Genomic DNA, 12,365 nt, shown 5'->3' on the forward strand with positions numbered 1-12,365 from the left:
CTTATGGCATGTTTAAAACTTCAGGCCGTCACCAAATCCTATGACGGCAAGACTCAGGTGATTCAGCCGATTGATCTCGACGTGGCGGACGGCGAATTCGTGGTGATGGTCGGTCCGTCCGGCTGCGGCAAATCTACATTGCTGCGCATGGTGGCGGGCCTGGAGCAAACCACCAGCGGCGATATCTATATCGGCGACGAACGCGTCACCGACAAGGAACCGAAAGATCGCGGTATTGCGATGGTGTTCCAGAACTACGCGCTCTACCCGCACATGAGCGTTTACGACAACATGGCTTACGGCCTGAAAATTCGCGGCTTCGGCAAAGCGCAGATTCGCCAGCGGGTGGAAGAAGCGGCGCGGATTCTGGAGTTGCAACCGTTGCTCAATCGCAAGCCGCGCGAGCTGTCCGGTGGTCAGCGCCAGCGCGTGGCGATGGGTCGCGCCATTGTGCGCGAGCCGGCTGTGTTCCTGTTTGACGAGCCGCTGTCGAACCTTGACGCTAAGCTGCGGGTGCAGATGCGCCTTGAACTGCAACAGCTGCACAAGCGACTGAAAACCACCAGTCTGTACGTCACTCACGACCAGGTGGAAGCGATGACGCTGGCCCACCGGGTGATCGTGATGAACAAAGGCGTGGCCGAGCAGATCGGCGCGCCGGCGGAGATTTACCGCAAACCGGCGTCGCTGTTCGTCGCCAGCTTCATCGGCTCGCCGGCCATGAATCTGTGGGCCGGGCAGGTGAGCATGGACGGCAGCCGGGTCGCGCTTTCGGCGGATTTCTCGCTGCCGCTGCCGGTCGCCAAACCAGAATGGCAGGGGCGCGCGGTGACGCTGGGTATGCGCCCGGAGCACATTTTGCAGTCCACCGCCGACGCCGGCGGCGTGCCGCTGGTGGTGGAGACGCTGGAACTGCTGGGTGCGGATAATCTGGCGCACGGCAAATGGGCGGGGCAGAATATCGTGGTGCGTCTGTCGCACGAGCATTGTCCGGCGGTGGGGGAAACCCTGTGGCTCACTCTGCCGGCCGCGTCCTGGCATATATTTGATTCGCAAAGCGGATTACGGATGGAAGCATGACCCCGAACTGGCCTTATCCCGCTATCGTCGCCCACCGCGGCGGCGGTTCTCTGGCACCGGAAAACACGCTGGCGGCGATTGATGTCGGCGCGCACCACGGTCACCGGATGATCGAGTTCGACGCCAAGCTGTCGCAGGACGGGCAGATTTTCCTGCTGCACGACGACACGCTTGAACGCACCAGCAACGGCTGGGGCGTGGCGGGTGACCTGCCGTGGGACAAACTGGTCGGGTTGGACGTCGGCAGTTGGTACAGCCGGCAGTTCCGCGGCGAGCGTCTGCCGCTGCTGTCTGAAGTGGCGAAGCGCTGCGCGCAGTATGGCATGGCGGCCAATATAGAGATCAAACCGACCACCGGCTGTGAGGATCAGACCGGCCGCGTGGTGGCGCTGGCCGCGCGCGCGCTGTGGCAGAACCATCCTGTCGCGCCGCTGCTGTCGTCGTTTTCGGTTGCGGCACTGGAAGCGGCGCAACAGGCCGCGCCGGAATTGCCGCGCGGTCTGCTGCTGGATGAGTGGGATGACGACTGGCGCACCCTGACCGCACGCCTTGGCTGCGTGTCGATTCACCTTAATCACCAACTGCTGGATGAGGCGCGCGTCAGGCTGCTGAAAGACGCCGGGCTGCGCATTCTGGTGTATACCGTCAATCAACCCGATCGCGCTCGCAACCTGTTGCTGTGGGGCGTTGACTGCATCTGTACGGACCGGATAGATTTGATTGGACCGCAATTTAATGCGAGTTGAAATTAATGCTAATTAAACTTAGCGCCGGCTGAATGTCGTCTGTTCCGACAAACGCGCCACGCCGGCCGATAACCGGCGTGTTTCGTCAGGCGTTTCCTGTATGACCTTGGGCCGTTCGGCCCGCTCCCGACGGGGCTTTGCCCCGCCGCCGTGACAAGCCATCAGCCTTCGCCCGGTGATCTGCGCGTTTTTTTAAGGAAGGGCGATGCCCACGTTTATTCTTTCTCTCTGGCACCAGATTTTTCTTTCATTGCCGCTGTTTGTGTTGATTGCGTTGGGGTATGCCCTGATCCGCTTTGGCCGCTGGCCGTCCACGGTGACCGATGCGCTGACCAAATTCGTGTTTTCAGTGGCGTTGCCCGCCATGCTGTTCCGTATGATGTGCGATTTCTCCAAACGGCCGGCGGTGGACGCCCGGCTGCTGATCGCCTTCTTTGGCAGCTGTCTCATCGTGTTCGTGCTTGGTCGGATTGTCGCCAGCCGGGTGTTTCGGCTGGATGGCGTCTCCGGTTCGGTGTTCTCGCTCAGCGGGATTTTCTCCAACAACGTGATGCTTGGTCTGCCGATCGCCACCCTGATGCTCGGCCCGCAGGCGATTCCGTCCGTGGCGCTGGTGCTGGTGTTCAACGGCCTGATTCTGTGGACGCTGGTCACCGTCTCGGTAGAGTGGGCGCGCAACGGTTCGCTGTCGATGCAGGGGTTCACCAAAACCGCGCTCGGCGTGCTGAAAAACCCGCTGATCATCGGCATTCTGTCCGGTACGTTTTACAGCCTCACCGGGCTGCCGCTGCCGGATAGCATCGATAAGCCTATCGGTATGCTGAGCCAGATCGGCGTGCCGCTGTCGCTGGTGGCGCTGGGCATGGGGCTGGCGGAATACCGTATTCGCGACGGTTGGCAAATCAGCGTCGCTATTTGTCTCATCAAGCTGGTGGTGCAGCCGTTGGTGGTGTGGGTGCTGGCGGTCGCGCTGGGCCTGCCGGAGATGGAAACACGGGTGGTGGTGCTGCTGGGATCGATGGCGGTGGGCGTCAATATTTACCTGATGTCACGGCAATTCAATGTGTTGGGCGGCCCGGTCGCCGCCAGCCTGTTGATGTCGACCGCGCTGGCGGCGGTTACCACGCCGCTGATTCTGACGCTGATGGGCGTGAGGGTATAGCCTATCCAAACCCCGTCAGCCCTTGCTCCATGACTGAGGGGCATAAGCCAGACGTTCGGCGACAGTCGCTAAATCAGTAACTTCGGTTGGTATTGCCCGGCGCGGATTGCTGGATGCGCTGGCGATTCTGTTCCAGTTGCTGTTGTAACTGGCGCTGTTGTTCACGGCTGCGCTGCTGGATGTCGCTATTCAGTTGCTGTTGTTGCAGCGCCTGGTTTTGCTGCATGTCCTGCAATAGCCGCTTCTGGCTGCTGATGCCGTTTTCAAACTGTTGCTGCTGGGGCGATATCTGCTGTGTGGCGGCCTGCGCCAGTAAAGGCAGGCTCAGGAGCAACATCAGGGGAGATATTATTTTCATGATTCCTCCGGGGAAACGGCTGTCGGATATGGCTTTATTCTAGCGGTTAATCGGGGCGTCGTCCCGGCCTGCGTCCACACATCGGATGATTCGCAGCGCCGACCGTGGCTGGGGCGCGGGGGCGGAATAGGCTATACTGGCGCCCACCTTTTTTCGTACCTGACCTTATCATGTTTCATATCGCGCTCTATGAGCCACAGATTGCGCCCAACACCGGCAATATTATCCGTCTGGCGGCCAACAATGGCTGTTCGTTGCACTTGATCGAGCCGCTGGGCTTCGATTTCGAGGAAAAAAAGCTGCGCCGCGCCGGGCTGGACTATCACGATCTGGCGAGCGTCAGCCGTCATCGCAACTATCAGGATTTTCTGCAGGCGGTGGCGGGGCGTCGGATTTTCGCCTGCACCACCAAAGGCAGCCGCCCTTACGACGAACCCGACTACCAGCCGGGCGATGTGTTGCTGTTCGGCTCTGAAACCGCTGGTCTGCCGGATGATATTCGCAACGGCTTCGCGCCGGAATGCCGTATCCGCATCCCGATGGAGCCCAACTGCCGCAGTTTGAATCTGTCCAACTCGGTGGCGATCATCAGTTACGAGGCCTGGCGGCAGAATGGATTCGGCGGCCGGCGCTGACGCGCCACGCCTGTCATGATCAACCCATCGGAACGACCAACAGGAGAGCATGTGATGACCCGTTCGATACCTGCTTCTGCGCTGCGACGCACCCTGATCATGGGCAACAGCGGTTCGGGAAAGAGCTGGCTGGCGGAACAACTGGCGGCCCGGCTACAGGCTCCCGCCATCGACCTGGATCTGATCAACTGGGAACCGGGCGGCTATGGCAAAGCGCGCGAGCGGGAGCTGGTTAAAGCCGAAGCACGGGAACTGGCGCAGGCCGAATGCTGGATCATGGAAGGGGTTTACGGCTGGTTGATGCAGGAAGTGGTGCAGCAGGCTACGGCGTTGATCTGGCTGGATATTCCGGTGGATGAATGCCTGAACAATATTCGTCAGCGCGGGCTGCGCCGGGGCGGCGATGAAGCGGCGTTGGCCGAGTTGCTGCGCTGGGCGGGCGAGTACCGGGAGCGCCAGAGCAACAGTTCGTTCAGCGGGCATCAGCGGGTGTTTGAGCAGTGCGTTCCAGAGGCACCATCGCAGCGCATGGTGGTGTCACAGCGCATGGTGGTACCACAGCGCATAATGCTGCACAGCCGTGAGGACATCGAGCGTTTTATGGCCGGGATTTTGTCGGACGACTGACCATCCGGCGCACGGCATCACGCTGTTGCAGAGCATTAACGTTGTTGCAGGATGGGGGAGCGGCGTGCCGCTATCGGATTGAGCAGGAACACCACCTCGCCCCGGTAGAACGGCGACGCCGCCAGCCGCCGCTGCCACCGTTCATCCCACTTACCGTGTTGCACCAGCCCGAGACGAAACGGCAGCGTCAGGTTCATTAGCGCCGGCAGATACGCGGCGTAATTTTCCACCGTACGCCGCCCCTGATAAGTCTGCACCACCAGTTCATCCACTACCCCATCCAGACGATTGAGTTGCCGGACGTCGCCGGTTTTAGCCCAGTCCAGCAGCCCGGTAACGCTCAGACGACAGTCGGGCGGCAACCGTTGGCGGAGCATTTGCAGAAAGGCGACATAGTGCGACAGGTGGTAGCTTTTGGCGTCGAAATCGATCTGGATGCCGTCGACCCGGTTGCCGGCGGCGGCCCAGCGCTGCCGCAGTTGCAGCAGGCGCCGTAGTTCCGGTTCGCCAAGGCGCAGTTCGGAAACCCGAAACGACAGCCAGAGATGCCTGACCGGCAGCGCGCTGACCGGGATCCCCTGGCGCAGAAACACGACCTGGCCGCCGCGACGGGCGATTTCCCCCTGATGCAGGTAAAGCGTATCGGCCTGAGACAGCACCGGTTGCGGTTGCACTGCCGCCCACAGCCAGAAGGCGTGATAGCGGGCGGCGTTAACGGTGGCGCTGTGCGCCGTAACGCTCAGGCACAACAGGCTCGTCAGTACAACGGTATAACGGACTACCAGTAGTATTTGAGCTGTCGCGCCCATTGGCTGCCTTTAAAGTCCGCTTTGAGCTGCCGGAACCACGCCTTGCGCGTTTCCTTGCTGATATCCTGCGAACCGCAGTCGTTGTAACCGCTTGGCGCATAACAGTAGATGGCGCGGTAAAGCGCGTAACTCTTGTCTTCCGGCGGAGCTTTCGCGTCGGCGATCACTTGCATGTAGTTGTCGAGGCGATTGGATTCCTTGCCCGGATAGTAGGAGGCGGCATCCGTCAGGCCGTTGAGCATATTGCTTTCGCCCCAGTCGAATCCGACGCCGTTGCCGGTACGCAGGACGAACTCGCCCAGACAGTTGAGGGCGTGGGCGTCATTGGCGTTCTGGTTCAGCGTCGTGACCGTTTCCTGAAGGGTTGGGCATTCATACCCCTCTTCGGTGTCGCTGCCGTCCCAACCGAATACGGTCAGGTCTTCCTCGTTCCAGCTCATGTTCTCAGTGCTGTTCAGCGGCGCGATGGTTTTCAGCAATGCGCTGTCTTTGAGAAAACCGGCGTAATCGCGGTGCGTCAGCTGTTTGGTCAGTAATGTGTGCAAGGCGATGGCGCGTTCTTCATGCGTTTGCTGAGGGCCGGTCTGCCGGTGCAACAGATCGGCATCGGCGCTGACTTTCAGTATGGCGGAGCGAAAACGCAGGTTTTTGACCGGGCTTTCCGGCGTGAAGACCCGTCCCGGCTGGCCGCTGTCCACCAGCGTTTGCGCCAGCATCAGTTGCAGGAACTGTTGCTGGGTATAGGTGGTTTTCAACATCAGCAGATGGCGCCAGTGCGCTTCCGCGTCGTCCCACTGTTTTTGCCGTTGCATCGCTAGCCCGCGCAGTACCTGACTGCTGAAGGCGGTGACGTTGGTGATGTCTTCCGCCGTCGTCATCGGCAGGGTTTTCAACACCGCGGCATAGTCCCGCTGCTGATAATACTGAAACGCCGCCTGCAGATAGCGAAACTCTTCCTGCATACCCGCTTTTTCAAACAACGGTTGCTGACGGGTGATTTCCTCCTGCGTCAGGGCAGGTAGCGTCATCCAGCCGTCAGGGCTGCGCAGGCGTTTGATGTCCTGTACCAGCATCAGGATCGGCGTATCGGCCGAGCTCACAAACTGGTTGTCTTCCAGTAGCTTGTTGTCGATTTCATTGCCGATGGCTTGCAACTGATCCACGCTTTTGGCGGATGCCAGCACCTGGCTAAAGTGACTGGCTAACGCGACGGTGTCGCCGCTGATCCACTCGGCACGACGGTACAGGCCTTCGGCCGAGTCGGCGTATTTTCCCCGCGGATACTGCTTCAGGTACTCATCGACACGCTGAGCCGCCTGTTTCCCGGCGGCCTTGTCCATCTTGCGAGGGTCGAACATGTTGTATTCGTCCTGCGCGTCTTTCATCGCCTGATTAATCGATACCCGAATCAGCATATAACGGGCGGTTTCCGCCACCCACGGCTGGCTGGCCGACAACAACTGCTGGAAGCCTTTGTCCGCTTGATCCAACTGCCCTTCATAAAATGCCACCGCGCTGGCGAGGTAGCGGCGCAGCTCGCCGGCGTGGCCTGCGTCCGGTACGCCGGCGAGATCGGTATTGGCGTCGCTGACGCCGTATTCGCTGGACAGTATTCTCATCCGCACCAACGCTAATTGGGTGCGCTGGGCATCGTTGAGTTCCTTGTCCGCCAGCAGCAGATCGAAAAAGCTCTCCAGCGTGGTGAGATCGTTGGAAACCCAGCGTCCGTCCAGATCAACCGGCGTCAGGTCGCGCAGCTTGCCCAGTTCGGCATCCGGAAAATGCAACTGGGTGGCTTTTTGCAGCAGCGAGGTGTTCTCCTCGTCGGCTTTGTCGTCTGAAGGCGCGCTGGGGTCGGCCGGCGTGTCGGTTTTCGCGCTGGCGCTGTTATCTTCGGTGGCGGCCAGCCCCATCACACGGTAAGCGGTGAACGGGTCGACGCGGGAACGGGTTTGGTCCGGCTCCGGCTGGGGGATCGGCAGAGGAATATGATTACGGCTGCTTTGCAGCAGCACCAGATTAGTGCGGGTGTCGTTATCCGGCAGAAGGTAGGGAAGCGCGGGCATACCGCAATCGGCATCGGAAAAACCGCATACGCCATCGCCGGAAGCGTATGCCGGCATCTGTACCAGCGTAGCGATGAATCCAGCCAGTAAGGCTAATCCTTTCATGTCCTTTTCCTGTGCAGTGTGTCAGGCAACATCAAGAACTTATTCCATCAGGCATGTGCAGGTTCATGCATGACTGAAGGGATAATTTCTTTTGCCGGCGAGGCTGCGCGCACGATTTCTCGCGGCCATTCGCCCTGCGGCACAGGTTCACACTCTACCCGAGCAGGGAAAAAACTCAATCGGTTGACGGCATGGATGTGACGGCGGGCGCGGAGGGCCGCGCCCGAAAAGACAGACTATCTGCGTTGATAGAGCGGCAGCCAGAGCGTGAGCTGCAAACCGCCCAGCGGGCTTTCATCGGCTTTGGCCCAGCCCCGATGCTGGGAAATGGCGGTTTCGACTATCGCCAGCCCCAGACCGGTACCGCCGGACTCGCGATCGCGCGCTTCATCCGTGCGATAGAACGGCCGGAAAATCTGCTCCCGATCCTCCGGGCTGACGCCGGGGCCATCGTCGCCAACGACAATGGTGACGCCCTGCGCATCGACCGAGAATGACACGGCGATACGGCTGTGCGAGTAACGCAGCGCATTGCGCACCACGTTTTCCAGCGCACTGTCGAGCGCGGTTGGGTTGCCGAACAACGGCCAGGGGCCCGGAGGGGATAACACCTCCAGCGTCTTACCCATCTGCTCAGCTTCAAAGCGCGCGTCGTCCAGCACATCGTTCCACAGTTCATCCGCCTGTAGTTCTTCCCGCGATAGCTCATGTTTGTGCTGGTTGCGCGACAGCACCAGCAGGTCGTTGATCATGCCGTCGAGCCGTTGGGTTTCGGTTTCGATGCGGTTCAGTTCGTTGCCTTCGCCCTGACGGCGGCGTAATAGCGCGGTCGCCAGTTGCAGACGGGTCAGCGGGGTGCGCAGCTCATGGGAAATGTCGGACAACAGACGCTGCTGCGCCGTCACCATCCGCTCCAGCGCGCTCACCATCTGGTTAAAGCTGGAGCCGGTCGCCCGGAATTCCTGCGGGCCGGACTCCAATTCCGGATGTTGTTTCAGGTTACCGCGCGCCACTTCGTCGGCGGCGTTTTTCAGCTTGCGTGCCGGTTTCGCCAGACTCCAGGCCAGCCACAACAACAGCGGCGAGCTGGTAAGCATGGTGACGATCAGCAGCAACAGCGGACGGTCGAACAGCAGGTTGATAAAATCGGATTGCGGACTGCTGGCGGGGCGCAGCATGTACATCAGGTAGCTGTCTTCGCCGTCGCGTACGGAAAATGGCCCCAGCAATTCCAGCCGGCCGTATTTTTTCTTCTGCGGGAAATCGGCGCTGTCGGATTGGCCGATGAAGTTACGCACCATTTGCATTTCATTGCGCTGGGCGCCAATTACGCGCCCTTCGCTGGTAACCAGCAGCAGGCGTTGGCCGGGCGGCGCCCATTTTTCGATGACGCGAAACAGACGCCGCCACCATAACAAATCGTTGGCCGGGTCGCTCGCCAGCTCGGCTTCAATGTGCTGCTCCAGCATCAGCCCCTGCCGTTGTTCGTTTTCCAGCAAGGGCGTGAGCTGCCGGGAGTCCAGCTTGGGCAACATCAGCACCAGCATCAGCACCAGTGCCAGCGTCAGCCAGAAAATGGCGAAGATTCGGGCGGTAAGACTGTTGATCATACAGCGGCAACCCGAATCATGCGGTGGAAACCATCAGATATCCTCTGCCGCGCAAGGTTTTAAACCAGGGCAGCCCATCCTTGCGCTCAGGTAATTTGCGCCGCAGGTTGGAGATATGCATGTCGATGGCGCGATCGAACGGCGTCAGGCGCTTGCCCAGCACTTCCTGGCTGAGGTGTTCGCGCGATACCACCTGACCCAGACGCTGCGCCAGCAGATAGAGCAGCGTGAATTCGGTGCCGGTCAGATCCAGCACCTCATCGTCGAAGCTGGCTTCCTGACGGCCCGGATTAAGCCGCAGTGCATCCACCTCGATAGTCGGTGCGCTGGCTTCGCCTGCCTGTTGTTGGTCGGTCCAGTTGGAGCGACGCAGAATGGCGCGGATACGGGCGACCAGCTCGCGATCGTTGAAGGGTTTAGGCAGATAGTCATCCGCGCCTAACTCCAGGCCGAGCACGCGGTCCAGCTCGCTGCCGCGGGCGGTAAGCATGATCACCGGCGTCTGGTAGCGCTGACGCACTTCCTTGAGTGTATCGATGCCGTTTTTCTTCGGCATCATGATATCCAGCAATAACAGGTCAACCGAATCATCCAGCACGCTTAACGCCTGTTCGCCGTCATGGGCGACAACGACGTTAAAGCCTTCCATTTCGAGCAATTCCCGCAACAGGGATGTCAGCTCGCGATCGTCATCAACCAACAGGATTTTATTCATGATTTACCTACCTCCACGGGCAAAATACGTCATAGATCGCCGTTATTCCATGACTTTACGTAGTTTTACATCGTCTGACGCATGTTTGCAGCAAGGCAATTAGACTAAGTCCATCGATTCGCCAAACAGTACACGTCACACCGTACGCAAACACAAGACGTACGTGAGTACAGTATGTGAATACAGTATGTGAACACAAAGGAGTCATTGATGCGGGGCACCATCATCACGTTATCTTTTGCTTCACTGCTGATGTTGGTAACCGGCACCGTGGTGGCGACCGAAAACAGTTTACCCGGCGAAAATAATTTATCCGCCGAAAACAAGGCCCCCGAGTTGGGGAACTGTTATCGCGATGACTCTGCCATGAAACGCGAAGAGAGTCAGCAGGGTATGTTTGACGGTGTGAAGTTGACTGAACATCAGCGCCAGCAAATGCGTGACCTGATGCGGCAAGTTCGCCATGAGCAACCAGTCTATGACACAAACGATGTGGAAATTATGCATCGGCTGGTGACGGCGGAAAAATTCGACGCTCCGGCGGTGCAGGCGCAAGTCGCCAGAATGGTTCAGGCACAGATTGCGCGCCAGGTGGAGATAGCCCGGGTGAGCAACCAGATGTACAACATGCTGACGCCGGAGCAGAAATCGATTCTGGACCAGAAACATGAACAGGCGATGCAGAGCGTGCGGCAGCAGATGTCGACGTCAGGATCACGTAGCCAGAATTTTGAACTGTCCCGTCAGGGGCAGGATGATAGTACTGAGTAATGATAGTACCGAGTAATGATAGTACCGAGTAATGCGCGTTTTTCCGAGTAGTGAGAGTAGTGCTGAGAGTAGTGTGTAAAGAAGTAACCTGTTTTCCTTGCCATAGACACCATCCCTGTCTTTCGCCCTCCTTGATGGAGGGCTTTTTTTTGCGGAATTTCTGGAAAATCCTTTAAAAACAACTGCATGTTAAGCAATCACAAGCAACTGCAAGCGGTTAAAAAGTGGTCAAAAACGGGCCAATTTCCGCAAGTGTGGACACTATGTGGACGATCCTAAACCGCTATTTTCCCCCGTAATGGGTTGAGTGTTATAGCGTTTTGCAGATAGTCCGGTGCAAGATGCGCGTAAGTCATGGTTTGCTGAATGCTGGCATGACCTAAAATCTGCTGTAATGCCACCAGATTTCCCCCGTTCATCACAAAATGACTGGCAAATGTGTGCCGCAGTATGTGTGATGCCTGGCCTTTCGGAATATCGGGCTTTACCGCTTTGATTTGCTCGCAAAATGCCGAGTAGTCCACTTTAAACAGCTTTCCGGTTTCGCGGGTTTTGATGATCCGCGTAACCTCTTCCGATATCGGAATGGTTCTGTTTTTACCGTTCTTGGTTTCGGTAAACGTCACCCGGTTATGCATCACCTGTTCAGCCCGTAATGTGCTGGCTTCTCCCCACCTTGCGCCGGTGCTCAGGCACAGCACAGCCAACCGGTACTGATCGTCTTCCATTGTATCCAGCAGGCGCGCAATCTCCGATTCCGTCAGGAAGGTGACTGTTGGCTGCTTTTCTGGCAATGGTGGCAATTCCTTTAAGGGATTCTCGCCAGTGTAGATCTCCAGCTTTATCAGTGCCGAAAACATTCCGGAAAGCCGATAGATGTCTCGGTTGACCGTTGAAGAGCTGATACCGTCGTATAATCGCCGGGTACGGAACTCCAGAATTGAGCGCTTGTTTATCCGGCATATCTCCGGGTCGTCCATCTGGGCCGCTGTCCGTTTCAGATGACGCTTTTCTATCAAACCATTCTTCAAATTCTGGCCGTAGTAAAGCCACCACAATTCAACCAGTTCACTGAGCTGGCGATGTTCAACGCCATAACCGTGCTGCCACTCTTTTTTGTCCGCTCTGGACAGCGTGTAGCGTTCGAAGGCTACCGCTTCTGTCTTTTTTTCAAACCGCCGCCGGATGCGTTTTCCGTTACGTCCGATCGGGCGAATGTCCACTTCATAGCGACCATCATCGAGTTTCTTAACTGCCATAAGAACACTCTCCGATGTAGTCATCATCCTGATACGCAATATCAAAGATGTAACTTATGTAAATATTTACCCAATATTCTGGTTTGATTGGTGAGATTTTGTTTCGTCTGGCCCAATGTGTGCGAGGGCCGGTGCGATCTGACCAGCTTCCGGTGCTGTTTTATCCGTCATCAACCACAGTGTGTATTTTTGGAACTGCTTTGTATTTGTTATTTGTAACACCACTTGCAGTCCAGGTTCCCTATGGCCGCCTTCGTAGTTTTTTAGAGTGCTTAACGCTATACCACTGATTTCACAAAATTTTATTTGTGTAAGTCCCTCAGCCTTTCTTATCAATTTGATTTTTTGAGCTATATCCATTGACATGGTTCCCATGTGAAGACTATATTCCACTCAAAAGGTATTCAGTTGAAAACCTTTTG

The 12,365-nt window shown here is 57.8% G+C and carries 13 protein-coding genes; 6 read left to right on the forward strand and 7 right to left on the reverse strand.

The genetic code is table 11. The annotated features are described in order from the left end of the window. Window positions 1-3: 3 nt before the first annotated feature. From DDA898_RS01135 to DDA898_RS01145, 3 genes are all read left to right on the forward strand, one after another. The gene (locus DDA898_RS01135; RefSeq protein ID WP_038899993.1) at window positions 4-1,080 is read left to right on the forward strand and encodes a sn-glycerol-3-phosphate import ATP-binding protein UgpC; all 1,077 of its coding nucleotides are present in this window, start codon (window positions 4-6) and stop codon (window positions 1,078-1,080) included. Beyond that, on the forward strand, window positions 1,077-1,826 hold the full coding sequence (gene ugpQ / locus DDA898_RS01140) for a glycerophosphodiester phosphodiesterase (protein WP_038909933.1): 750 nt from the start codon (window positions 1,077-1,079) through the stop codon (window positions 1,824-1,826). Before DDA898_RS01135 ends, ugpQ begins: the two co-directional genes overlap by 4 nt. 205 nt (window positions 1,827-2,031) lie before the next feature. After that, entirely contained in the window at window positions 2,032-2,988 is a 957-nt protein-coding gene (locus tag DDA898_RS01145) for an AEC family transporter (RefSeq protein ID WP_013315861.1), read from the forward strand. 73 nt (window positions 2,989-3,061) lie between these two features. Here DDA898_RS01145 and DDA898_RS01150 read toward each other — a convergent pair whose 3' ends face one another. Next, window positions 3,062-3,346, reverse strand: a complete 285-nt coding sequence (locus tag DDA898_RS01150) for a DUF2756 domain-containing protein (protein ID WP_038899995.1) — start codon at window positions 3,344-3,346, stop codon at window positions 3,062-3,064. 170 nt (window positions 3,347-3,516) lie between these two features. Between DDA898_RS01150 and DDA898_RS01155 the strand changes: the two genes are divergently transcribed. Together DDA898_RS01155 and DDA898_RS01160 are read left to right on the forward strand one after the other, a co-directional pair. Continuing rightward, entirely contained in the window at window positions 3,517-3,981 is a 465-nt protein-coding gene (locus tag DDA898_RS01155; RefSeq protein WP_013315863.1) for a tRNA (cytidine(34)-2'-O)-methyltransferase, read from the forward strand. Window positions 3,982-4,035: 54 nt separating this feature from the next. Beyond that, the gene (locus DDA898_RS01160) at window positions 4,036-4,608 is read left to right on the forward strand and encodes a P-loop NTPase family protein (protein WP_038909934.1); all 573 of its coding nucleotides are present in this window, start codon (window positions 4,036-4,038) and stop codon (window positions 4,606-4,608) included. 35 nt (window positions 4,609-4,643) lie between these two features. Here the strand turns inward: DDA898_RS01160 and DDA898_RS01165 are convergent, their stop codons facing one another. The 4 genes from DDA898_RS01165 to cpxR all read right to left on the reverse strand — a co-directional run bounded on the left by DDA898_RS01165 (window position 4,644) and on the right by cpxR (window position 9,913). Beyond that, window positions 4,644-5,417, reverse strand: a complete 774-nt coding sequence (locus DDA898_RS01165) for a DUF3142 domain-containing protein (RefSeq protein WP_038909936.1) — start codon at window positions 5,415-5,417, stop codon at window positions 4,644-4,646. Beyond that, window positions 5,387-7,588: a PA5441 family protein gene (locus DDA898_RS01170; protein WP_038909937.1), complete on the reverse strand. Its 2,202-nt coding sequence runs from the start codon at window positions 7,586-7,588 to the stop codon at window positions 5,387-5,389. The genes DDA898_RS01165 and DDA898_RS01170 overlap by 31 nt, the downstream gene beginning before the upstream one ends. 236 nt (window positions 7,589-7,824) lie before the next feature. Next, window positions 7,825-9,198 carry an envelope stress sensor histidine kinase CpxA gene (gene cpxA / locus DDA898_RS01175; protein WP_013315867.1) on the reverse strand — a complete coding sequence of 458 codons (1,374 nt, stop codon included), beginning with the start codon at window positions 9,196-9,198 and terminating at the stop codon, window positions 7,825-7,827. 16 nt (window positions 9,199-9,214) lie between these two features. Beyond that, window positions 9,215-9,913 carry an envelope stress response regulator transcription factor CpxR gene (gene cpxR / locus DDA898_RS01180; protein WP_013315868.1) on the reverse strand — a complete coding sequence of 233 codons (699 nt, stop codon included), beginning with the start codon at window positions 9,911-9,913 and terminating at the stop codon, window positions 9,215-9,217. A gap of 210 nt (window positions 9,914-10,123) precedes the next feature. Between cpxR and cpxP the strand changes: the two genes are divergently transcribed. Continuing rightward, window positions 10,124-10,684: a cell-envelope stress modulator CpxP gene (cpxP, locus tag DDA898_RS01185; RefSeq protein ID WP_038909939.1), complete on the forward strand. Its 561-nt coding sequence runs from the start codon at window positions 10,124-10,126 to the stop codon at window positions 10,682-10,684. 275 nt (window positions 10,685-10,959) lie between these two features. On the opposite strand, the gene DDA898_RS01190 is transcribed toward cpxP, so the two are convergent. Then, window positions 10,960-11,943, reverse strand: a complete 984-nt coding sequence (locus tag DDA898_RS01190; RefSeq protein ID WP_038909940.1) for a phage integrase — start codon at window positions 11,941-11,943, stop codon at window positions 10,960-10,962. 66 nt (window positions 11,944-12,009) lie between these two features. Continuing rightward, the gene (locus tag DDA898_RS01195) at window positions 12,010-12,303 is read right to left on the reverse strand and encodes a helix-turn-helix domain-containing protein (RefSeq protein ID WP_038912374.1); all 294 of its coding nucleotides are present in this window, start codon (window positions 12,301-12,303) and stop codon (window positions 12,010-12,012) included. Window positions 12,304-12,365: the final 62 nt, after the last annotated feature.

This window comes from Dickeya dadantii NCPPB 898, from assembly GCF_000406145.1.
GTDB lineage: Bacteria > Pseudomonadota > Gammaproteobacteria > Enterobacterales > Enterobacteriaceae > Dickeya > Dickeya dadantii.

What these genes read in the sequence shown, in the direction of transcription:
- DDA898_RS01155 (WP_013315863.1), top strand. Translation starts at nt 3,517, where the DNA reads ATGTTTCATATCGCGCTCTATGAGCCACAGATTGCGCCCAACACCGGC.
- DDA898_RS01170 (WP_038909937.1), bottom strand. Translation starts at nt 7,588, where the DNA reads ATGAAAGGATTAGCCTTACTGGCTGGATTCATCGCTACGCTGGTACAG.
- ugpQ (WP_038909933.1), top strand. Translation starts at nt 1,077, where the DNA reads ATGACCCCGAACTGGCCTTATCCCGCTATCGTCGCCCACCGCGGCGGC.
- DDA898_RS01195 (WP_038912374.1), bottom strand. Translation starts at nt 12,303, where the DNA reads ATGGATATAGCTCAAAAAATCAAATTGATAAGAAAGGCTGAGGGACTT.
- DDA898_RS01145 (WP_013315861.1), top strand. Translation starts at nt 2,032, where the DNA reads ATGCCCACGTTTATTCTTTCTCTCTGGCACCAGATTTTTCTTTCATTG.
- DDA898_RS01160 (WP_038909934.1), top strand. Translation starts at nt 4,036, where the DNA reads ATGACCCGTTCGATACCTGCTTCTGCGCTGCGACGCACCCTGATCATG.
- cpxA (WP_013315867.1), bottom strand. Translation starts at nt 9,198, where the DNA reads ATGATCAACAGTCTTACCGCCCGAATCTTCGCCATTTTCTGGCTGACG.
- cpxP (WP_038909939.1), top strand. Translation starts at nt 10,124, where the DNA reads ATGCGGGGCACCATCATCACGTTATCTTTTGCTTCACTGCTGATGTTG.
- cpxR (WP_013315868.1), bottom strand. Translation starts at nt 9,913, where the DNA reads ATGAATAAAATCCTGTTGGTTGATGACGATCGCGAGCTGACATCCCTG.
- DDA898_RS01150 (WP_038899995.1), bottom strand. Translation starts at nt 3,346, where the DNA reads ATGAAAATAATATCTCCCCTGATGTTGCTCCTGAGCCTGCCTTTACTG.
- DDA898_RS01165 (WP_038909936.1), bottom strand. Translation starts at nt 5,417, where the DNA reads ATGGGCGCGACAGCTCAAATACTACTGGTAGTCCGTTATACCGTTGTA.
- DDA898_RS01135 (WP_038899993.1), top strand. Translation starts at nt 4, where the DNA reads ATGGCATGTTTAAAACTTCAGGCCGTCACCAAATCCTATGACGGCAAG.
- DDA898_RS01190 (WP_038909940.1), bottom strand. Translation starts at nt 11,943, where the DNA reads ATGGCAGTTAAGAAACTCGATGATGGTCGCTATGAAGTGGACATTCGC.